The sequence below is a fragment of the Streptomyces sp. CoH27 genome (assembly GCF_020181035.1).
Classification (GTDB): domain Bacteria; phylum Actinomycetota; class Actinomycetes; order Streptomycetales; family Streptomycetaceae; genus Streptomyces; species Streptomyces camelliae.
On record NZ_JAIQYY010000001.1, the window covers coordinates 1 to 21417 of the forward strand.

The 21417-nt window shown below is 68.8% G+C and carries 15 protein-coding genes and 4 pseudogenes; 8 read left to right on the plus strand and 11 right to left on the minus strand.

Features of this window, described 5'->3' with window-relative positions:
• The first annotated feature begins 79 nt into the window (after nucleotides 1–79).
• Together LE548_RS00005 and LE548_RS00010 are read left to right on the plus strand one after the other, a co-directional pair.
• Nucleotides 80–1189 (plus strand): NAD-dependent epimerase/dehydratase family protein, encoded by a 1110-nt coding sequence (locus LE548_RS00005; protein WP_225094481.1) that lies wholly within the window; start codon nucleotides 80–82, stop codon nucleotides 1187–1189.
• 193 nt (nucleotides 1190–1382) lie between these two features.
• Nucleotides 1383–1835: pseudogene (locus LE548_RS00010) on the plus strand (flavoprotein); the annotation flags it as partial.
• A gap of 1396 nt (nucleotides 1836–3231) precedes the next feature.
• On the opposite strand, the gene LE548_RS00015 reads toward LE548_RS00010, so the two are convergent.
• From LE548_RS00015 to LE548_RS45880, 3 genes are all read right to left on the minus strand, one after another.
• Nucleotides 3232–3435, minus strand: a complete 204-nt coding sequence (locus tag LE548_RS00015) for a hypothetical protein (protein WP_225094482.1) — start codon at nucleotides 3433–3435, stop codon at nucleotides 3232–3234.
• 39 nt (nucleotides 3436–3474) lie between these two features.
• A complete protein-coding gene (locus LE548_RS00020; RefSeq protein ID WP_225094483.1) occupies nucleotides 3475–3753 on the minus strand; it encodes a hypothetical protein in 279 nt (92 codons plus the stop codon).
• Nucleotides 3754–3924: 171 nt separating this feature from the next.
• Nucleotides 3925–4248: a hypothetical protein gene (locus LE548_RS45880; RefSeq protein ID WP_308029575.1), complete on the minus strand. Its 324-nt coding sequence runs from the start codon at nucleotides 4246–4248 to the stop codon at nucleotides 3925–3927.
• A 313-nt stretch (nucleotides 4249–4561) separates the two neighbouring features.
• On the opposite strand from LE548_RS45880, the gene LE548_RS00030 reads away from it, so the two are divergent.
• A complete protein-coding gene (locus LE548_RS00030) occupies nucleotides 4562–6175 on the plus strand; it encodes a glycosyltransferase family 2 protein (protein ID WP_225094484.1) in 1614 nt (537 codons plus the stop codon).
• Between the two features lie 12 nt (nucleotides 6176–6187).
• Here LE548_RS00030 and LE548_RS00035 read toward each other — a convergent pair whose 3' ends face one another.
• From LE548_RS00035 to LE548_RS46375, 3 genes and pseudogenes are all read right to left on the minus strand, one after another.
• On the minus strand, nucleotides 6188–8413 hold the full coding sequence (locus tag LE548_RS00035) for a bifunctional glycosyltransferase family 2 protein/CDP-glycerol:glycerophosphate glycerophosphotransferase (protein ID WP_225094485.1): 2226 nt from the start codon (nucleotides 8411–8413) through the stop codon (nucleotides 6188–6190).
• Nucleotides 8414–9342: 929 nt separating this feature from the next.
• Entirely contained in the window at nucleotides 9343–10929 is a 1587-nt protein-coding gene (locus tag LE548_RS00040; protein ID WP_225094486.1) for a Na+/H+ antiporter, read from the minus strand.
• 340 nt (nucleotides 10930–11269) lie between these two features.
• Nucleotides 11270–11575, minus strand: a pseudogene (locus LE548_RS46375) (hypothetical protein); the annotation flags it as partial.
• A gap of 147 nt (nucleotides 11576–11722) precedes the next feature.
• On the opposite strand from LE548_RS46375, the gene LE548_RS00050 reads away from it, so the two are divergent.
• Together LE548_RS00050 and LE548_RS00055 are read left to right on the plus strand one after the other, a co-directional pair.
• Nucleotides 11723–13333, plus strand: coding sequence for a hypothetical protein (locus LE548_RS00050; protein ID WP_225094487.1), 1611 nt, complete (start codon nucleotides 11723–11725; stop codon nucleotides 13331–13333).
• A gap of 277 nt (nucleotides 13334–13610) precedes the next feature.
• Nucleotides 13611–14288: a hypothetical protein gene (locus LE548_RS00055; protein WP_308029747.1), complete on the plus strand. Its 678-nt coding sequence runs from the start codon at nucleotides 13611–13613 to the stop codon at nucleotides 14286–14288.
• A gap of 407 nt (nucleotides 14289–14695) precedes the next feature.
• Here the strand turns inward: LE548_RS00055 and LE548_RS45265 are convergent, their stop codons facing one another.
• The 4 genes from LE548_RS45265 to LE548_RS00075 form a co-directional block, all read right to left on the minus strand.
• On the minus strand, nucleotides 14696–14761 hold the full coding sequence (locus LE548_RS45265) for a hypothetical protein (protein ID WP_263635565.1): 66 nt from the start codon (nucleotides 14759–14761) through the stop codon (nucleotides 14696–14698).
• 138 nt (nucleotides 14762–14899) lie between these two features.
• Complete coding sequence (locus LE548_RS45885) at nucleotides 14900–15472, minus strand: hypothetical protein (RefSeq protein ID WP_225094489.1); 573 nt, start codon at nucleotides 15470–15472, stop codon at nucleotides 14900–14902.
• A gap of 229 nt (nucleotides 15473–15701) precedes the next feature.
• Nucleotides 15702–15968, minus strand: a complete 267-nt coding sequence (locus tag LE548_RS00070; RefSeq protein ID WP_374115998.1) for a hypothetical protein — start codon at nucleotides 15966–15968, stop codon at nucleotides 15702–15704.
• 97 nt (nucleotides 15969–16065) lie between these two features.
• Nucleotides 16066–17040: a magnesium transporter CorA family protein gene (locus tag LE548_RS00075; RefSeq protein ID WP_225094490.1), complete on the minus strand. Its 975-nt coding sequence runs from the start codon at nucleotides 17038–17040 to the stop codon at nucleotides 16066–16068.
• A 141-nt stretch (nucleotides 17041–17181) separates the two neighbouring features.
• Here LE548_RS00075 and LE548_RS00080 point away from each other — a divergent pair.
• The 3 genes and pseudogenes from LE548_RS00080 to LE548_RS00090 all read left to right on the plus strand — a co-directional run.
• Nucleotides 17182–17289 (plus strand): annotated as a pseudogene (locus LE548_RS00080) (MOSC domain-containing protein); the annotation flags it as partial.
• A gap of 74 nt (nucleotides 17290–17363) precedes the next feature.
• Nucleotides 17364–17720: a hypothetical protein gene (locus LE548_RS00085; protein ID WP_225094977.1), complete on the plus strand. Its 357-nt coding sequence runs from the start codon at nucleotides 17364–17366 to the stop codon at nucleotides 17718–17720.
• Between the two features lie 565 nt (nucleotides 17721–18285).
• Nucleotides 18286–19350, plus strand: a pseudogene (locus LE548_RS00090) (arabinofuranosidase catalytic domain-containing protein); the annotation flags it as partial.
• Between the two features lie 198 nt (nucleotides 19351–19548).
• On the opposite strand, the gene LE548_RS00095 reads toward LE548_RS00090, so the two are convergent.
• Complete coding sequence (locus tag LE548_RS00095; RefSeq protein WP_225094945.1) at nucleotides 19549–20814, minus strand: hypothetical protein; 1266 nt, start codon at nucleotides 20812–20814, stop codon at nucleotides 19549–19551.
• Nucleotides 20815–21417: the final 603 nt, after the last annotated feature.

Genomic DNA, 21417 nt, shown 5'->3' on the forward strand with positions numbered 1-21417 from the left:
GCGGCGCCGCCGATGTCGTTCTACGGTCGTGTATGGGGGACTTTCCACCTCCTCAGCCCCGGAAGGGCAGGCGAGATCCATGGCAGCTACCGGCATACGGGTCGTGGTCGTCGGAGCCACCGGAAACGTCGGAACCAGCGTTGTCCAGACGCTCGGCGCAGATCCGCAGATCGCATCGATTCTTGGGTTGGCCCGCCGCCTTCCGCAGTGGTCTCCGCCGAAGACCCGGTGGGCGAGTGTCGACATCGCGGACGACACCACCGATCTGGCCGGTCACTTCGCCGGCGCGGACGCCGTCGTCCACCTGGCATGGCTGTTCCAGCCCACGCATCACCCGGCGACGACCTGGCGCACGAACGTGCAGGGCAGCATCCGGGTCTTCGACGCCGCGGCCGCGGCCGCCGTTCCCGCCCTGATCTACGCGTCCTTCGTGGGGGCCTACTCGCCCGGGCCCAAGGACCGCGCCGTGGACGAGCTCTGGCCCACCGATGGCTGGCCGGAGTCGACGCTCTGCCAGGAGAAGGCCTACGTCGAGCGCGTCCTGGACACTTTCGAACTCCAACACCCCGAAATCCGGGTGGTGCGGATGCGGCCCGGCTTCATGTTCAAGCGGGAGGCCGCGTGCGAGCAGCACCGCTTGTTCCGCGGCCCGCTGATCCCCAAGCGCCTGACCCGCCCGGAGCGTATGCCCGCGATCCCAGCCATCCCGGGCATGCGGTACCAGGCCCTGCACACCGACGACGCGGCCGAGGCGTTCCGGCAGGCCATCGTGCGCGCGGTGCACGGGGCCTTCAACCTGGCCGCAGAACCCGTCGTGGACGCGCCCATGCTGGCAGAGATGTTCGACGCACGGACCATCCCGATGCCGGGCCGGCCGGTGAAGGCAGCGGTCTCCGCCGCCTGGCGGACGCATCTGCTACGTACTCCCCCGTCGCTGTTCGACGCCGTACTGCACTTCCCGATCATGGACACGTCGCGAGCACAGCGCGAACTGGAGTGGACTCCCCGCCACACCGTCCAGGAGGCGCTGCGGGAGTGGCTGGCCGGCCTCCGCGAAGACGCGGGCATGCCCACCCCGCCGCTGGCCTCTCCAACAGGACGCGCCGGTGAGGCCAAGACCACGGTCGGCNCGCGAAGACGCGGGCATGCCCACCCCGCCGCTGGCCTCTCCAACAGGACGCGCCGGTGAGGCCAAGACCACGGTCGGCACCTGATCCTGAAGCCGGGCCGACCCGGATATCAGGCCGAACCATCGATTCGACGGGCGTCGGCGGTAGGCGCTGAACGGGACCGAGGCGCGCAGCTGATTCGCGTATTCGGCCTGGGCATCTCGCTCTGTTCAGGAAACGAGGAAGTCGGCGCTGCTGGACAGTGGTGTGTACAAGGCCGCCGTCGAGGCCGGCCACGCCTCCACCGCAACCGGCTTCCGCATCCAGGCCGTGGAATGCGACGGCGATCGGCTCGTCCTTGTCGCCGAGGACGGCCACCAACGGGACCCGGTCGACAAGATCATCGTGCTCACCCGCTTCCGCCCCAACCTGTCCTGACCTCTCCGAGGTCCGCCTCGGCCCCGACGAACGCTTCCAGGCACCGGCCGCTCTGACCCGCCCCGACCTTCCTCGCCATGACCGGCTACGAGCAGGTCCGCTCCATCACCGCAGCCCTCGCCGCGTCGACCGCGAGGCCGCCGAACGCGTCGAACTCACCCTGCCGAGACCGGCGTATGCGACGACACCCCCGACGCCGCCCAGAGCAGCGACGGCGGAGGCTGCTGTGCGGCCCCGGCCACTCTGCAGATCGGTATCGGCGCTCCCGCCTCTTCGGGTGGCTGCTGACCCGCCGATGGACACCGTCCAAGCCAGCGAAGCTGCGATCGGTACGGGGACCAGTCACGGCCTCGCGCCGCCTTGCCTGCGCTCCGCGCCACGCAGAGCGCAGGGTAGCTTGGGCTTGGTCACCATCCCGGCCCACGCGCTCGCCCTGCGGGCCCCGTGGCCAGCGGCCCCGGCGCACCGCACCCGACACACCAGCGACAGCAGGTCAGCGGCCCGCAGCCGCACCTTCCTTCTGCTCGCCGCCACCTCACCCTCAACGGCTTCGCGATGTACTCCGTCGTCACCGCCCTTGTCCCGCTCCTGACTTGAACGCGGCGCGAGGTCGACGCCGCGGCTTGGGCTCTCGGTCTCGGAGGCGCGGGCCAGACCCCGGACCGTACGCCACCGCCGTACCGGCGTCACTCTCCGCACGGCCACGCTGATCACCGCAGGTGGCGCCACCACAGACGCCCTCGCGGCATACCGCGCCATCATCGCTTCCGGGCCCACGCCAGCACGGACGACGCGTCCCGTCTGATGGATCCAAGCCAGCTCAGAGACATCCTCTGCTCCCTGTGCACCAGGGACTTTTGCAGGGCAGCGGCCGGGTCCTCTGGATCAACGACCTTCTTCAGGAAACTGGTTGATCGCAACATCACGCTGGCCACAGCTGGCGTTTGACGGAAGCGCCGTGGCTATCAGCCCCCCGTCGTTTCACCCGTCGCTGACGCTCACGGCAGTTCGCCTACGGCAGACGGCCATGACTTGAGACCTGCGCGGACACCATGTCAACGTACGGGTGCTGGCAAAACCGCAGCTCAGCGAGAGGAGGATCGAGCGCGATGGACTGCTAAGCCCGAAATCGGCAGTCGCACATCAGCACCCCTGATGCAGCCAAAAACGCGCACTCCCACAATTTCCCGGTTTCACCAATGCTGGACTTCCCTGGACGCAACCGAAGACACTGAAGATCATGCAGTGGCCGCAGGTCACAGCATAGACCCTGTCCGCTGGCAGGATGCGTTCGAGGTCCTGATGTCCCGGATAGAGGTTCGGTTCACACGGTCGAGCCTGGCCTGCATCTGCATAGCCGTCATCCGCAGCCGGCCTCAGAGCCCACGCCTCCCAGTACACGGGCGCCCCCGGCCCGCCGCTCCCCGACAGACTCCGCGACGCTGCTGCGCGAGGCACTCGACTTGGTCCGCGACGCCGTGTAGGCCTGATTCGGGTGCAGCGCTGCCTTCCGTACCCTGGAACTCGGGGCGGTGCCGGCTCTGATCGTGCGGTCCGAAGGGCAGCCCCAATAGCATGCGAAGGTGGTCGGCAAGGGTGCCGGTGGCCCTGCCCGAAGCTGCACTGCCAGGAGTCCGTCCGGGACACACCGGCACACTCTGCGACCGGAGCCGTACGTCCTTCTCTACTCGCTGTAGGGAACGATGTGTTCGCCTGTGGCGTCGATTCTGTGCTTCCCGGTCGCCAGCTCACGTACGAGTTCTTCGTCTACTTCCATCTCCAGCACAGACTCCCCTTTGCCGCTCAGCACCGTTACCCGTGCATCGGGTGCGGGGCGCGCTACTGACACAATGCGACCGACCTCATCGTGCACGATCTTGACCTTCACAGTCGACATGATCGCCCTCCGCCTTCCGGAGATCCACGTTCACAGGGAATCGACTTGCGCGATTACGTGCACGTCGCATGAGTTAAACGGCGCGTTGTTCTGTATGTAGAACTTGTAGGCTTTCGTGCCATCGACGTGCTCAAACGACTCGCCTTGCGTGAGTGTCGCGTGTCCCAGCGGATTGGGCACGCCTTCGCCCTGCCCCGGGAAGACTATGATGCTGTACACGACTGATTGATTGGAATCCCAGCCGTGATTGAACCATGAGAGGGAGCCGTTGGCGGCTATGGTGGCCCACCCTATGTCTACCGCTGACATTTTCCCCAACCTCTCCGAGAGAGCTCTCGGTTGACCATTAAAACGCCCAGGAAGGTAACACCTTCCGAAAACGGCTGCCCGGCGCCACATATCGTGGGTCCATTGCATGCTCGCCTCTATGGCGGTGACTCCTCTACCGCCGAGCGGCAACCCCCATACCTTCCTCCATGGTTACTCCAGATGCAGGGCTACGCCACTTGGGGTTTCTGACCTGATTGGAATCTGGAAGAACTCCTCTTCTCTCGACAAGCCCTGCACCATATCCGAGACACCACGTTCGCCGAGGACGCCTCCCGACTGCGCGGAGGCAACACCCCCCGCGCCGGTCCCCCGGTGAGAGAGCATGACGTTCGCCGGTTTGATGTCCCGGAGGACGATGCCGTGGCGGCGGACATGATCGAGCGCCTCCACCACTCCGGCGGTGAGTTCCAGGGCGTGCTCGGGTCCGGTGTGGTCGCCCGCGTCGTGGACGGCGACGACGGACGGGAGCCCCAAACAGGGCCGCCGAGACGACCTCACGGCGGAAACGCGCCCAGACCCAGGACCTGTTCCGGCCGGTAGCGTCCGCCCAGACGATGTGAACGATCCAGGGTGCTCCCCCTCGTTGCCGACGTCCGCCGAGGCGCTGTAGGGGCGGTTCATGTGGGATCTCTGTGATCCGGGCAGACCCTGTTGCGGTGCCTTTGCCGAAAGTCGCTGGGTACGCCGATTCCTACGTAATGTAGGAGTTCATCGGGTGCCGCCCACCGGGTCCTCCGTTCCTCGACGGCGCGGGGTGCCTGTCACGACCGCGCGAACGGGAGCAGAGTTGTCCAGCGAGAACGACGGGGCGGTTACGGTGGTGGTCATCGCCTACAACGACGTGGAGCACGTCGCGGAAGCGGTGGCCTCGGCTCTCGCACAGGGCGATGTGGTCGGCGAGGTCGTCGTCGTGGACGACGCTTCCACCGACGGGACAGCTCACCTACTGGGACAGCTCGCAGCCACCGAGCCGCGCGTGCGCGTCGTACACCGTGCGGTCAACAGCGGCGGCTGCGGCACCCCGCGCAACGACGGTATCGACGCGGCCCGCCACCCATGGCTCGTCTTCCTCGACAGCGACGATGTGCTTCCGCCGAAGGCTGTGGACACGCTCCTCGCCGTCGCGCTCCGGCATGGCGCCGATGTGACGGCAGGCCTGTGCGTTCGGCGCGAGCTGCCCGGCGGACGTGAGATCCCCTGGCAGGAACACTTGTTCACGACGGAGTCGGTGCACGACGGGGTGGCCGGGCGCCCGCAGACACTGTGGGACACGCTGTCGGTGAACAAGATCTATCGCCGTGACTTCCTGCTGTCCCGGCGGATCCGATTCCCCGACGGCGCGGCGCACTACGAGGACTTCGTGTTCACCGCGCGGGTCTACGCGGCCGGGCCACGCTTCGCCGTCACTCCCGAAACCGTCTACATCTGGCATGTGCGCTATGGCACCGGCCGGGCGTCGATCTCGCTGCGCCGGGACCGGATCCAGAACTGGCAGGACCGGGTCACCGCCCATCAGCAGGTGGTGGAGATCATGCGGGACAGCGGCGACCAGGATCTGCTGATCGCCGCGCAGACCAAGTTCCTGGAGTTCGATCTCGCCGTTTACCTGAGCGAACTGCCGCAGCGTACGCCGGAGTACCAGGACGTCTGGTGGCGGATCACCCGCGAGCACGTGGGCGCCTTCGAGGCGGAGGCCGTGCGCCGGGCCACTCTCGCCGCCCGTTGGCGCACTGAGGTGCTGCTCGGACGCGAGCGACATGCCGTGGACATCCGGCGGCTCGCCGAGCTGGCGGCCGACCCGCCGCGGCTGACGCCGCCGTACGCCGGAGACGCGCGGCGACCGCTGTGGGACGAGGCGGATTCCATGCCCGAGGGAACAGGCGAGATCGTGCTCGACGGTCTTGCCGACGCCCCTGTCGCACTGCTGCCCTTCTACGTCCTCGGGAACGTCGGTGCGGGCCGCCGACTCGTGCTCGAACTCCGACTGGCCGACCTCTACGGCAGGACCGCGCACGCCGGCCCGGAGCGGGCGACCGTCGAGTTGCGGCACCGGGTGACGGGCGCGGCACACCGGTACGAGGCCGAGTGGGACGCCGAGCCGGACGGACACGGCTGGCGTGCCGTCATCACCGCGGACGTGGCGCCGCTCTGTGAAGGCGGCACGATCACCACCTGGGATGCCTGGGTGATCCTGACCTTCCGGGACGGCGAGTCGGCCACGAGGCCACTTCGTGCGGGATCCGGCCTCAGGCGGCTGGTGCGGATGGGCCGTCGGGGACGGGTGCTGTTGCTCCAGCCGTACGCCACCAACAGCGGCTGCCTCGCCGTGCGTGTCGCGGATGGCCTTTCCGGGGTGCGCCGCGTCGTCGCGGGACGGGTCGCCCGCCGCGTGCGGAGTTGACCGGCGGCGAGGTCAACTGCCCGCCTGCGATGGCCGGTTCTTGTCGGCCGACTCTCCCAGGAAGACGCTGCGCACCACGCGTTCGGCCGCGTGCCCGTCGTCGTAGGGGCAGAAGCGTGCCCGAAATCCGGAGCGCCGCTTGTCCATGTGCGGCCCCGTGTACTCGCCGCTGAGGAAGACCTCGGCGAGTTGCTCCTGCGTGGTGGCGACCACTCCGGGCGCCTCGGCGAGGAGGTCGAAGTAGACGCCTCGTGCGCGGCGGTACGCCTCCCAGTCGGGCGCGTAGATCACGATCGGCCGGTCCAGGGCGGCGTAGTCGAACATCACTGAGGAGTAGTCGGTGACCAGCACGTCGGCAGCGATGCACAGGTCTTCGATCGACGGGTGGGACGAGACGTCCACGACGCCCCGCGACGGGACGGCCTGTGGGGTGTCGAAGTAGTGCGCACGCACCAGCAGGACATGATCGTCACCGAGCTGATCGGCGAACCGCTGCACGTCGAGCAGGGGCGCCGCCTGGTCCTGGTGGTCGCGGTGGGTGGGCGCATAGAGGACGGCGGTCTGCCCAGGGGTGATGCCCAGTTCGTCCCGCACCCGGTTCACCTCGTCGAGCGAGGCGTTGACCAGCCGGTCGACGCGAGGATAGCCCGTCTGGAGCACCTCGTAGCCGCCAGGGTAGACCCTGGTGAACACCTCGGTGGTGTGCGGGTTCGGCGAGACCAGGAAGTCCCATCGCCCGCACTGCTCCACCAGCCGGTCGAAGTTCATGCCGCGTGCGGCTGCGGGATGTTCCCGCAGGTCGGTTCCCATCTTCTTCAGGGGGGTGCCGTGCTGTGTCTGCACCAGCACCGCGCCGCGCCGCTTGGGCAGCTCATAAGGGAAGTTGACGTTGTTGACCAGATACTTGGCCCGCGCCATGGTGCGCAGGCATCGAGCCGATCCGTCCACCACGTACTCGACCCCCGGGGGGATGGATCCCGTCCGGTCCTTGGCGACCACCCACACCCCGCGGATGCCGGGCGCGAGCTCGCGGGCCTTCTCGAAGACGGCCGCGGGGTTGCAGGCGTAACCGCGGCTCCAGTAGGCGGCGTAGACGGCAAGGCTGTCGTCGACGGGAAGCAGCAGACAAGCGCGGTGGTACGCCCGCCGCAGCGCCGTCGCCGCGAGCCGGGGTGCCCGCCGCGCCGCGCCGCGCGCCCGGCCGAGGCCGGTACGAAGTGACAGACGAAGCCTGTTCACCGGTTCCAGGGCCGCGTACGCGGAGTAGGCGCCCCGCTCCACCAGCCGGTACTGCAGGCCGCGCAGCCCGGACGGGTGGGAGTAGCCGCGTGGCCGGAATCTCCGGAAGTGTTCCGACGTCTTCCGGAAGAAGTCGCGCCGCATGTTCTCCGGCACGAGTCCGGGTGTGGCGAGCACCGTCGTCGCATGTCGTACGGTCCGGTCGAACACCGCCCTGCGGAAGGGCTCGGCGGTCTCGGCCTCACGGTCGATGAAGGCGAAGATCCGCTCGTACTGGCCGAAGAGATCGAAGTGCTTCGGGCTGGAGGTGTTGGTGATCGCTCCCGCACGCCCGCGCCGGTAGTGGTAGCAGACACGGTCGAGCATGCCGAGCCGGCGCGCGGCGAGCAGGACGGGGTAGGTGACGGAGATGTCCTCGTAGTACCCGTGCCCGAACTCCACGTCCAGGCCCAGCAGGAAGTCGCGGCGCAGTACCCTGCCCCACGCGGTCATGATGAGGTCCAAGGTGCCCGGGCGCTCCGCGAGCGTGAACGTCTCGGGTGCGTCCCGGAAGAGAGGCGCACGCACATTGCGCTCCATGCCCCCCTCCGGGTCGAGGAGGGCGTGGTCGACGAGAAGCACGTCAGGCTCGGTCCGCTTCAGCCGCTCTGCGACCGCAGCGAGTGCCCCGTCGGCCAGCCGGTCGTCACTGTCGACGAACCACACGTAGTCGCCGCGGGCCCGAGCCAGTCCCTCGCCGCGCGCTCGGCCGAGGCCGACGTTCTGCGGCAGGTGGACCACGCGCAGCCGCTGGTCCTGGGCAGCGTACTCGTCGAGAAGGGCGCCGCTGGCGTCAGGGGAACAGTCGTCCACGGCCACGACCTCAATGCCCTGAAAGGACTGCGACGCCCCGAGGACCGAGTCGAGGCACTCCGGCAGATACTCCTGCACCTGGTAGACGGGCAGGACAATACTGATGAGTACCTCTTCGGGCGGTTGCATGGCCGGGGTGTCAGTCATTACCACATGGTCTCCAGTCAAATGTCGGTGTGTCTGTGTTCCACGCCCGGCACCGATCCGATGACAGCGTTCCGCCGTACGCCTGAGGTCATGTCGCGCCACTTCGTGCCATGAAGGAACCAACCATCCTGGCCGGCGGCCCACCAAGGCGCCCTTCACAGGGGAACGCGGCTGCTCGTCTGGCACACAGTAGTCCTACATCATGTAGGACTACCAGTGCAGTCGTTCGTACGGGCTCTACGACTCACCCGCCGTCCGCACTGTCGCCCGCACGAGGCGAGGCGCCACTGTGGCGGCTCCGATCGTTGACGGTTTCGCGGAATTTCTCGGCGTCGGTCGTGCAGCAGCCGACGGTCCACACCCCTCTCACGCCGGCCGACACCATCGTGCGAGTCCGCCTACTGCCGGCCACTGCCACGGCCGGCCCGTCTGCAGCCGACTCGGCTGGGTGCCTGAGGCCCGGATGCTCACTCTCGGGTGGCGAGGAGGGACCGGTTGAGCAGTGGGCCCAGGGACGACCGCCTCGTGGACAGCGAGCCGGTGAGAGCTGAGCCCGGATTCGCCCACGGCGACGGCTCCGCCGACCGCAACCTCGCAGTACCCGGGAGACCGGGATGCTCGCCGAGCCCCGCTGCTCCGGCCGGCAGGTCTGGAACCGCCGGCGCACCGACCACCACCTGGTCGACCCCGCCGACACCACTCTCGGCCACCGTGACGTCGTGCGCTGCAACATCCCCCGCCGGGAGGCGCATCCGGACGCACCTACCTCCTGGCGGAGTTGCTGTGCTGCGGCGTCTGCGGGCGGCGCATGGAATCCCGGTGGACCCCCACCACCGTCCCGGCTACCGGTGCCGCCACGGCCACATCGGAGCCAACCGGCCCGACCCCGGCCGCGCTGCCCACGCCTGGCGGGGCTTCGGTGCAGCCCGTCAGTCGCGGGGGCGGAGGCTGGCTTCTTCGAGGTCGAGTTCGTGCTGGATCCGGCGCCGGGTGGCGTTGCTGATCTTGTTCGCTTCGTAGAGGCGCTGGAGCTCGGCCGCCTCGATGGCGATGAGTGTCCGGCGTATCTCGCGGTAAGCGTCGGCAGGACGGGCGTCCGGGTCGCTGTAGTGGGCGTCTTCGACCTGGTGGATGCGTGCTTCCAGATGACGACGGGCCTGTTTCAAGGCGGCCTCGGCGGCGGTACCCAGATCGGCGAGCTGATCCAGATCGCCCAGGAGTTTGAGCTCGTCGAGAGCGGCGTGGGCGATGTGTCGGCGGGTCTGGGCCTCCTCGCGGGCGGTGTGCTCCGGTTCCAGAGCGATGCCGGAGCGGCGGACGACGGTGGTCAGGGTGAATCCCTGGAATATGAGAGTGAGTGCGATGGTCCCGGTGGTGAGCGTGAGAATGAGCGCCCGGTGCGGCAGCGGCGCCCCTGTGTGGGTGACCAGGGGGATGGAGAGCGCGGCTGCCAGCGGCATGACGCCTCGGGTGCCCGCCCAGGACAGGACGGCCGGGACGCGCCAGGACAGGCGGTTGTCGCCCTCCCTGTGCCGGTGGTGGATCAGGGCGGACAGCGGGAAGATCCACAGCAGACGGATCGCCAGCAGGGTGAAGGCGATCACCGGCACCCACAGCGGCCAGCCGTGCTCGTCGCGCGCGAGATGTCGGACGGCCGAGGGAAGTTCGAGGCCGATCAGGGCGAAGACGACGCTCTCCAGCAGGAAGGTCACGGTCTCGTAGACGGCGTGGACCTGGAGGCGGACGGGGGCGTTGCCGAGCTTGTGGCCGGTGCTGCCGAGGACGACCCCGGCGACGATGACAGCGGTCACGCCGGAGGTGTGCGACTGCTCCGCTACGACGTACGAGGCGTAGGGAGTGACCAACGCGACGACGGTCTCCAGCATGGGGTCGTCCGTCCGTCTGCGAATCAGGGTCACCACCGCGGCGACCGCCGCCCCGATCAGGGCTCCTCCGCCCGCAAGGATCAGGAATTGCAGGACGGTCCCGGACACACTGATGGCGCTGCCGGACACCGCGGTGGCCACGGCGACCTTGTACAGGACCAGTGAGGTGGCATCGTTGAACAGGCTTTCCGCCTGCACCATGGCCTGCACACGCGGTGGAAGAGACAGGCGCCGGCCGAGCGCGGTCACGGCCACGGGGTCGGTACTGGCCAGGACAGAGCCGAGGATGAACGCGGTCGCGGCCGTGAGCGGGGTGATCGCGTGGGCCACGTACCCGACGGCGATGGCCGAGGCGAGGACCAGGCCGAAGACCAGGCCGGTCACAGGCCGCCACACGGTGCGCAGGTCGCGGACGGAGATCTCCCCAGCCGAGGCGTAGAGCAGCGGTGGCAGCACCAGCACGCTGATCACGTGAGGCGGCAGGCGCACCTCGGGAACCCAGGGCATGAGCCCCACGACCAGCCCCACGACCACGAGGAGCGAGGGGGCGGGCAGGCTCCAACGCCGGGCACCGGTCGCCACGGCTGTGGCCACGACCACCAACAGCAGGACGACGATCAGGCCGGTCATGGAGCGTCCTCGATGGGTTACGGCATGTTACCCCCCTGTGACCAGGTGCTTTACCAACGTAACCGACGTACGGCGGTGACGCAGCCGACGGTGAGCAGCGACCGCCCGGTGTCCCGGCCCCTTGTCCGAGCCCCGGAGGTGTCACCGGCAGCCCCGGCCGGCGATCCGGTGCAGGGTCAGCGCGGCGCCGAAGAGTTGGACGCTGCGGGCGGTGTGCGGGCCGGACGCCGGTCAACTCCCGCGGCGGCGGTGAGCCGCACCGAACGGGTGGCGCGGCCGAAGAGCTTGACCCCAGGTCCCGTTCGGGCAGCCGGATCTGCTGGCTGAACGCCGGCTGGGCGATGTGCGGACGCTCGGCGGCCCGCCCGAAGTGCAGTGCCTCGGCGACGGCGACGAACTGAGCCGCTGCGCCACGCAGCCCGGCCACGCGGCGTACCCCTGAGACCGCCGCCCAGCAACGCCGTGCGTGAGTTCCCCAGCCGGCGGACCACCTCGCCCGTGCAGTCACCCGGTGCCGCTCGGGACTCTCCTCCTGCCCTGCGACGAGACCAGCGTCGACATCGGCGGCTGTCACCAGGCCGGACTCCCGCTCGTTCAAGGTTCGGCAATGCCTGTGCGGCGGTTGAACATCCCGTGGGCTCGGCACGTACCGCAAGTGGATCCGTCTTGCCGGGTGATCGGGTTGGTCGTCCCTCCGTCGCGCCGAGAAGGGTCCGCGCTGTCATGACCGTCGTTGCGCCCGCGCCGCCATGGGTTACTCCCTGCGGAGGGGCGCACAGTGAGGAGCAGCTCAGTGGCCCGCAACACCTTGACACAGTCGTCGCGTACGTCGCGGCGGGAGCACGCCCAACGCTGGAAGCGGTCGAAGGTGTCACTCGCGTTCATCGGCGGGCCGATGATTCTCGCCGTCGTCGCGGGTTCGGTGTTCGCGGCCGAAGGCCGTGATCAGCACCGCCCGCTACAGCACCAGGAGGCCGCCGCGCAGCCCGCGGCGGCCCGCAAACCTGATCCGAACTGCACACTGCTGGTGCCGGACAACCCGCTCACCGCCAGGGGCCTGGCCACGCCGTACAGGCTCGTCGCGACCGATTCGGCACAGGGACCCTGCCACGAGGCCAACCCCGAGCAGTCGGCGTTCGTGGAAGCCGCGATCGTCACCCCGAGCGGCAAGCTGACCGTCTACAACCCATTGGTGATCGACAAGGGCACGAGACCGGCCGCGCGTACCGCACGGCCCTCGGTGCCACGCGGCTCGACCGTGGGCATCTGGTTCGGTTTCAACAGCTCAAATCTGACCTTGCGGACAAGCGGTCGTCCGGACAGTCTCACCCAGGGCAAGTGCGTCAACGGCCTGCCGGGATCGGTCTTCGGCCAGTTCGCGTACTGCAATGCGCCGGCCTTCTTCCGGGCCGCCAACGCCCAGATAGCCAAGAGGCACCTCAGGGTACCGACGCTCGGCACCGCCAAGGACGGCTTGCCCTGCCCGACCACTCGGGACTTCTCCGTCGTGGACCAGGACGGAAGCGACAACGTGGTGACCCACTACCTCACCGACGCGCACGGCCGTACCGCACAGAACAACGCCGCCGGCAGGGCCGCACTCAAGAAGGCCGCTCGTCTGACCAACCGCGGCGACCGGCACCACTGGCACAACGGCAGGGCCGCGTCGGCGACCACCAGCGCCCCCAGGGATCTGGCCAACGGCAGCGACAACCTGTTGCTGACCCAGTTCATGGACCCCGCTCTTGGCTGCAAGCCGTTCACCGCGCCCGACCAGTCCGGCGACGGCCGGGCCACGTCCGCCCTCGCGCTGGACGAACTGTCCGCCGCGGCGGACCAGAAGGCGCCGATCGCGCTGGTCCCGCGGAACGACCCGATGACGCTTGTCGACGGCCGTAGCAGTGTCGCGAAGACCGACGCGTACCGCACCGGGGTCGACATGCCCGCGGTCGGTGCCGGCGCCGATGGTGACGGAGCGGCCTTCTGTGCCACCCTCTTCCGCGATCCGGCCGGCGTCCAGCGCGTCTTCAAGGACAAGGCGCTCTTCGAGAAGGCGCCCTCGCCGGACCCGGCCATGGCGCCGGACCTCTTCGGTTTCCTCGCGGCACGGGCCAACCAGACGTTCACCAACCTGGGATGCGATCGGCTTCTCGGCACCGCCGACCCCGTCGCCCTCACCACGAACGCGGACGGCCTGGTCACCGACGCGGTGCTGACAGCGCTCGGCCGGAGGCCTTCCTCGGCCGCTCCCACGGCCGGCACGTCCCCATCAGTATCGCCGAGCACCCCGTCGGCCGGCACAAGCGCCAGTCCGACCGCCGCCGCCACCTTGCGGAGCAGCGCCTCCGCCTCCCCGTCCCCGAAAGCACAGCAGTCCCATGGAGGCCACCGCTCCGGCTCCTGACAGCGACGCCCGCCTTCATGTCGCCCGGCCGCACGGCTCGTGATCGTCAGATTGCCGTCGGGGCCGGTGGTGGCCTTGTCGCGGGCTGTTGCCTGCACGTCGGGGGCGGATGGGTGGCCAGGACGCCTCTGGCCCGGCCGTGGCCATGGTGCACCGCTTGCGCAGCGGGCATCCGGTGCGCAGGTCATGGAGAGAGCGGCCTTGCGTCACTGGCGCTTCCCGCTGAAATCGCGGAGGACGGCTGCTCAAGTCGCGGGCGGCGAATCCGGCCTTGAAGATGGAGGGGCGAATTTCATTCATCCCCTGGGACGGCAGCATGCTCGTAAGACGACTCACCGGCCCTGTAAAGGGCCAGCGCCGGATCGTGCTGCGAGGCGCTCTCGGAAGCCTTCTCGTTGCCAGTGCACTTGCCGGCTGCGGCAGCGGAACTGGTCAGCACGCCGGTTCCTCACCCCAGCCCAGTGCTTCCAGTATGCCGAATGCCTCATCCTTCTCCGGAACACCACCGTCGGCGCTGGCCTCAAAAGCGTCCGCAGCGGTCAGCTCGGCCCGGGCTTCCGCATCTGCGGCAGCGTCGTCGGCCTCGGCACGCGCCTCCGAATTCGAAGCATCGGTGGACGCCGAGACCCAGCGAAGGAGCGCGGCAGCGGAAAAGGAACTGAAAGGCGTCAAGGATCGAGGCAACGCACTCTCCGAGGTCGCCATGACAGGTATACCGAGAGCGCAGACCGGCGGAGTACTCGCTGTCCTGGTCACAATCACCAACAAGACCCGCAGCGAAGCCTCCTACGCCGTGCAGATCAACTTCACGAACTCGGCCGGCGACGTCGTCGAGACGCGGTACGTCGGCGCGGAACATCTCCAGCCTGGAAAGAAGGAACAGCCGATTGCCTTCAGCCACGAACCGCCGGAGCCGAAACTGACGGCTGTCCTGGCCAAGGCACAGCGTTACTGAGGCCGCCCCCTGGGCGGCTGGTCCCAGCGCTGCGAAGGTGAAGCCGGGGCCGGTAGTGGCCGATGGAGGAGGATGTGCCGGGATGCGACGGGGACGGCGGGCCGCCGGGCTGGTGGAGATCGGGATGCGTTGCGGCACCGACATACAGTCGCCCTCACCTGCCGATGGCTCGCAGGGGCCCTGGCCTGCGTTTTCGGTAGGGCCGGGGGCATCGCATGCACGTGCGCACGCGGAAGCGACCGAGGAGGGCCAGGCGGATGCAGTGGCACAGGCGGCCATGCTGCGATCGGCCCGGTGCAGCGGGAGCGTCATGCCCAGTTCCCGCGTGGCGGTGGCGGGCGGGAAGCCTTCGGAGCGTTCGGTCTTGCAGCCCCTGACATGGGCTGCGCGGGCCCGGGGCGGTGGCTTCAGCGGGGGTGCCGTTGGCGTAGAAGGCCATGGGGCCGGCTGTCGCGGTCGTGAGGCGGGAGCAAGAAGACGCGGCGGCGGAAGGTGCCGGAAGCGCGGGAGAGTGCCGGGCCCAGGAGGGAGCACCGACCCTGCGGCCGTCGCGGTGGTGGGCAAGGCGGCTCTTGCGGGTGGGCAAGTCGGCCCAGGCCAGGATCTGCCTGTCAGCCCGTCATGGCGGACTTCTGGCCGGTCGGGGTGACGGCGTACCACTGCCTGCCCTTGCCCTGGCCGTTCATCTGCCCGGCCTTGGTGTCACCCATGTACCGGTAGAGCGGCCAGCCGCCGAGGGTGACCTGTTTCATGCCGTTGCGGTGAACCGTGCCGAGAAGCCTTTTCTCCACGCCCATGGTCCGTACGGAGTCCTGCACCAGGACGGGCATCCACGTCTTCGTGCACTCACCGGCGCACGTCCACTTGGAGGGGTGCGCCTGGTCCTTGTCGGAGCGGTAGAGCGTCAGCCCCTTGTCGTCGGTGACCACAGTGCCCATCCCCTTCACCGCCTTGGCCATCAGCATGGTGGTCGTGGCCATGTGCCCGCTGCCGGAGTTGCCGCTGTCCGCAGGTGCGGAGGCGGCCGGTGCGGAGGTCGCGGGATCCGACGCAGCCGTGGCGACGGGGGCGGCGTTGCCGGGGTTCGTGCTGGAGGCGTTGTTGTTCGAAGAGCTGCATGCCGCCAGCAGGAACGCGGACACGAGCCCTGCGACCGAGGCGAGGACGATGCGTTGCGGGATCACGAGGTTGCCCTTCGTCAGGAGTCGCCGTCTGCTTCCTCCCTCAGTACGACGGACAACTCCCGCCCTCTCAGCCACCGATGCCACATGGCGAAGTCTTGACCATCGGCCGGACTCGGGGCACCGAACCGCCGCCGATACAGCAGCCCAGGTTGCCATCATGTTCCCCGGTTGCATCCGCGCGGCCATCCCTCACGCGGGGCAGCCTGCCCGTCGGGCACGGCGAGCTGCGTCAGGTGGTCGTGGTGGCGGACGACCATCGGGCCTTCCGGCTCTCCCGCCACCCACGCCCGGAACAGCTCGGCGGTTTCTGCCTCGTCGTGCGCCGTGCGCGGCCGGTCGCCGTGACCGGCCGCATCCATGACCGCGCGCCGTGGAAGCCGCTGCGGGCCACGAGGAGGCGGGCGCGGCCGACCATCGCCGCATGCTCCTGGGCGGGGAACTGTACCTCGCTCTCCCCGAGTTCGACCTGCCCGTCGATGTCCTCAGTCGCCTGCAATTTCCGGACACCCCACTGGTCTCGTCACGCGACGCCGGAAGCGGCAACTACATAAGCTTCCCGTACGTCCGGAAGTGGCTCCCACGAGGGTGAGGGATCATATCCAGTCCTTACGTTTGAAGGCCCAGTAGAGCAGCACGGATGCGACGACCATGACACCGGTGGAAGTGAGGAAGCCCACCTGGGTGTTGACACCCGGATAGGGCACGTTCTGTCCGTAGAAACCGGTGACGGCCGTGGGCACGGCCACTATCGAGGCCCAGCTGGTGACCTTCTTCATGATCAGGTTCAGGCGATTGCCCTGAACGGTCAGATTGGTCTCCATGATGGACGTGATCATGTCCCGAAGTGACTCGGTCCACTCGGTGGCCCTGAGGACGTGGTCGTACACGTCCTGGTAATAGGGAAGCAAGGGCTCGGCGACGATGTGGAGGTCGCGTCGGAGAAGGCTGTTGACGATCTCCCGCATCGGCAACACCACGCGGCGCAGCTTGGTGAGGTTCTTGCGCAGCGCGTAGGAGTCCCGCTGGACGGAGTCCATCTGCTCGCGCCCCTCGTCGAAAAGCAGATCTTCCACCGCTTCGATACGGTCGTCGAGGTCCTGCACGGCGGCGAAATGCCCGTCGACTATGTGGTCCAGCAGTCCATGCAGCAGGAATCCCACTCCGTACTTGGCGAGATCGCTGTTGTTGTCCCACCGTTCGACGACCTTCTCGATATCGAACCGATGGTCGGGACGGATGGTAATCAATGCCGTCGGCGTTACAAATACGGATAGTTCACTCGCGGTCAGCTGCCCATTGATCTCGTCCGCGCTGACAGCATAAGCACTGAGGAAGGCATGGGTGCGGTAGCGGTCCAGCTTTGGCCGCTGATGCTCGTGACGCGCGTCCTCCACCGCGAGCTCATGCAGACCGAACTCCTCGCTGATCATCGCGAAGTCGGCGGAGCATGGATCACACAGGTCGAGCCAGACCGCCACGTCCGGATCGTTCACGTATTCCGAGATGTCAGCGGTCGGAAAGTCCTCCAGGATCAGGGAGCCGTTGCGGTAGAGCCGTGTACGAGTCATGGCGACGCACCATAAGCCGCCTCGGTAAGAAGCCCCCTCGTCTGTCCTTGCCGACCATCGGCCGGAGGCGTTTGCAGACACGATCGATGCTGCCGGCGCCGACGGTGCAGGCGTCCGCAAGGCGCGTTGCGGTGGTGAGTGAGCCTGCTGCACATCGGCGCCGAGGCCGTGGCCGAGGTGACCGGCCTGCGGAATCCCTGTCTGCGGATCGACAACTTCCAGGACGGGCTGCTGAAGCGGGTCGTTGGTTGGGGCCTGGACAGAGGGGTGTCTCCGATGTCCTTCAGCGTGCTGCCACTGAAGAAGCCGAGCCCCACGGTGGAATGGTCACCAGCCGAATGCCGATCCTGCGGCTGTCGCACTGCCAACCGCCGCCCTCCTGCGCCGGGTGCGCGGGCCTGACCGCTCCCACCGGCCGAGGCTTCAAGGGCTCCGTGGCCGGCCAGGTGCGCGAGGGCCTCGGCTACGTGGCCCGCACCGCGGCGCTGCGGGCCATCACCTGCTGCACGGCCACCGCCAACCTCTTCAGCGGGGTCCTCGGCGCGGTCAACGTCCTCTTCCTGACCCGCACCCTGGGCCTGTCCGAAGCGGCCGTCGGCCTGCTGCTGAAGGTGCTCGGCACGGTCGGTGTCCTCGCCGCCGCCACGCCGGCCGGCGGTTCCCGCGGGGCTGCATGGTGACCGTCTCCTCGCGGCACTCGGCGGCGGCACGGTTCAGCGCAGCCCGTAGCTCTTCCAGGCTGGGGATGACCTCCGCGCAGCTCTCACCGCCGCGGGCGCGTAAGAAAGGGTTCCGTAGCAGGTCGAAGTCGTGCAGCAGGAGGCTGAGTTGGGCCTGTTCACGCCGGATGGCTCCGCGCCAGCCGCTTGAAGGCGGTCGCCGCCTGCCGCTGATCCCGAGGTCTCGGGCGGCTCTGCCGAGATCGGCATGCCTGTTGTCCAGAATCCACCCCTACCCAATCCCCATGACTCCCTCCAGTGCCCTGTCTTTTGTTTTCTTGACAGAAGATTAAATTTCACCTCTACCGATAATTCGGCCATAAAGTTCCTGAATCGGAGTCGACAACGGCCGACCGACGACTGCCGGATTCGACCGTCACTCGAGACCGATCACGTCACAGGCATTGACGATCGGGGCGGGATTTCTATCATCCTGAGGGTCCGAAGTGCCGAGCACTGTTCGGTATTCCGGACGTGTGATGACGGAAAAGGTGAGGCACCCCCCACCCGCCGAAGGAGCTCACTCATGCCCATCCGCTCACTGATACGGCCCTGGCAACGCGCACTGCTCGCGACCGGAGCGGCCGCCGCGCTCAGCGTCGGCGTGCTCACCGGCGCGGCACCCGCCGCCCCGGCGGCCACCTCGCTGCCGTGCGACCTCTACGCCGCCGGCGGCACCCCCTGCGTGGCGGCACACAGCACCACACGCGCGCTGTACTCCTCGTACAAAGGCCCGCTGTACCAGGTCCGCCGGGCCTCCGACAACGCCACCCGCGACATCGGCGTCCTGAGCACCGGCGGATACGCCAACGCCGCCGCCCAGGACTCCTTCTGTGCCGGTACGACCTGCCTCATCACCGTCATCTACGACCAGTCCGGCCACGGCAACCGCCTCACCCAGGCACCCCCCGGCGGCTTCTCCGGCCCGGCGGCCGGCGGCTACGACAACCTCGCCAACGCCACCGCCGCACCGATCACCATCGGCGGCCACAAGGCCTACGGCGTCTACGTCGCCCCGGGCACCGGGTACCGCAACAACAGCACCAACGGCGTCGCGAAGGGCGACCAGCCCGAAGGCATGTACGCCGTGCTCGACGGCACCCACTACAACGGCGGCTGCTGCTTCGACTACGGCAACGCCGAGACCAACAGCCGGGACAACGGCAACGGCACCATGGAAGCCATCTACTTCGGCAACATCAAGGTCTGGGGCTACGGATCGGGCAACGGCCCCTGGATCATGGCCGACCTCGAAAACGGCCTGTTCTCCGGCGTGAACCAGCACTACAACGCGGGCGACCCCTCCATCAGCCACCGCTATCTGACGGCCGTCGTCAAGGGCGAGCCCAACCACTGGGCCATCCGCGGCGGCAACGCCCAGTCCGGCGGCCTGTCGACCTTCTACAGCGGCACCCGTCCCAACGTCTCGGGCTACAACCCGATGAAGAAGGAGGGCGCCATCATCCTCGGCATCGGCGGTGACAACAGCCACGGCTCCGCCGGCACCTTCTACGAAGGCGTCATGACCTCCGGCTACCCGTCGGACTCCACCGAGAGCGCGGTCCAGGCCAGCATCACGGCCGCCGGCTACGGGAAGTAGACCGGGCGCTCCCCGAACACACCGAACGGGCCCGTGCCGGCGTGGCGCGGGCCCGTTCGTCCTGAGTGTCACCAGGTGACGGGCAGTTCCCGTACCCCGTGGACCGCGCGCCCCTCGAAGGCCGGCTCCTCCGGGGCAGGGTCGGCGAGGCGTAGGTCCGGCAGTCGGTCGATGGTACTGACGGCCTCGTCAGGCGGGCGCCTGGGCGGGGGGTGACTCGTCGGCCGGCGCCGCGGCCAGGAACTCCACCACGGCCAGCACGAACAGCAGACACAGGGCGATGCCGACGACGACCCAGCCGGTGGGGTACGTCCACAGGAGGTAGACCACCAGCGACGCGGCCACCAGCAGCCAGGTGATCCAGGTGCGGTAGCGGCGTACGAAGGGACCGACCGGGCCGGTGCGCAGACCGGCGTGGTCGGCGGTGGCGCGGACCGCGCCGATGCCGGAGGTCCACAACCGCCGTACGAGTCCGGCGTACCGGCCCGGGCCGGTGAGCCAGGCGCCCAGGGCCACGACGACGGCGAGGGCCACGACCATGCGCACGGCGGTCTGGAGGAAGTGGGTCAGCGCGTCGTACACGGCACCGGCCGCCTTCGGGGAGACATCGGCGGGCAGCCGGTCGAGATAGATCACGCGGAACACGCGCAGTCCGATGCCGAGGACGCCGGTGGCGACGGCGACACCGAGGCAGCCCGCGACCAGGGCCCGGCGCCGCCGGACCGAGAGCAGTACACCGGCGGCGACCAGCAGCACGGCCAGCACCGGAAGCCAGTTCCCGGCGAGTTGGAGCAGCCGTACATACGTCTTGACCTTGCCGACCTCGTCCGATCTGACGAGGGTGATGTCGGTGTGCACCGCGGGGATGTGCCCGGCGACGGTCATGCCGGCGTCGACGAGACGCTGCTTGACGCGGTCGATGACCGGGCCGAGGTCGAGGGTGACGGCGTTGTTCTTCAGCTGGATCGCGCCGCCGCCGCTGCCGGTGAGGGCTTTGTCGAGGGTGCTGTGGATCCGGCGGTTGCCTTCGAACCAGACGGTCTTGAAGGCGTCCGACGCGGCGACCTTCCGGGCCTGGTCGTGGACGAAGCTGCGTACGGCGCCTTCCAGGGCGTCGCCCAGCCTGCCGCCCAGCGCCCGCTTCAGGCGGGGCAGGTCCTGGGGTACCACGCCCGACAGCAGGGAGGGCAGGTCGAGGTGGGTCATGAGCGCGTCGGTGGCCCGGTTGGCGATGGCGTTCTGCACATCGGGGTTCGAGGCGAGCGGGGCGACCGTGGCCACGTAGCGGCCGGTGTCGTCCACCTCGTCGGCCGCCCACGCGGCGACGACGGAGAGCGGGGCGAGCACACAGCCGATGACGATGAGCACCGCGGCCACGAAGGATGAGACGCGGTGCCGGGGCGGCCGGGCCCGCGCGTTTTCGAGAGCCGCCACCCGTGCCCGCAGTGCGGCCATCTCCGACCGTTCCGGGCGTTCGTCCGCGTCGCCGCCGCTGCCTTCCGTCACCGTGCCTCCCGTTCGTCTCCGACCCCTCTGCCTGCCAGCCGACCCGCTTCGGGGCAGCGGCGCGAGCAGGAGTGAGCCGTCCGGGTCACCGCCACGGACGACCGGGCGGAAGCCGCCAGGCGCCCGCCGTTCCGGCGCCGGAAGCAGGCGCAGGCGCAGGCGGGGAGAGGCTGGCCAGTGGTGTCCGGCTGCCCGGCGCCGACGGCCCGTCGCCATGCCTCCGACTCCGCCGGGGGCGAGGACGCGGGCCATTCGGGGGCACGGCTGGCCCGGGCTCGTATCGCGAGCAGCGGCAGGACGAGCACCGGGAGCATCGCGGCACCGACCAGCGCCGCGGCCTCGTGCCGAGCACCTTCTGGTCCACGCCGATGGTCGTGATGGCCACGCCGAGGGGCAGGCAGGTGGCGGCGAAGAGCGTGAGCGCCGTACGGCCGCCGCGGCGCATGCCACGCGGGGCCAGGGGGTGCACCGGGCCACCTCGCACGAGGAGGGACAGCAGCAGGAACACGGAAGGGGCAGGAGGGCACGGCCGAGGGAGCAGGGCGAGCAGGT

Coding starts and splice junctions, on each gene's coding strand:
- LE548_RS00020 (WP_225094483.1), bottom strand. CDS start 3,753: ATGTCAGCGGTAGACATAGGGTGGGCCACCATAGCCGCCAACGGCTCC.
- LE548_RS00075 (WP_225094490.1), bottom strand. CDS start 17,040: ATGACTCGTACACGGCTCTACCGCAACGGCTCCCTGATCCTGGAGGAC.
- LE548_RS00095 (WP_225094945.1), bottom strand. CDS start 20,814: ATGGCCGCACTGCGGGCACGGGTGGCGGCTCTCGAAAACGCGCGGGCC.
- LE548_RS00085 (WP_225094977.1), top strand. CDS start 17,364: ATGGTCACCAGCCGAATGCCGATCCTGCGGCTGTCGCACTGCCAACCG.
- LE548_RS00040 (WP_225094486.1), bottom strand. CDS start 10,929: ATGACCGGCCTGATCGTCGTCCTGCTGTTGGTGGTCGTGGCCACAGCC.
- LE548_RS00035 (WP_225094485.1), bottom strand. CDS start 8,413: ATGACTGACACCCCGGCCATGCAACCGCCCGAAGAGGTACTCATCAGT.
- LE548_RS00055 (WP_308029747.1), top strand. CDS start 13,611: ATGGAGGGGCGAATTTCATTCATCCCCTGGGACGGCAGCATGCTCGTA.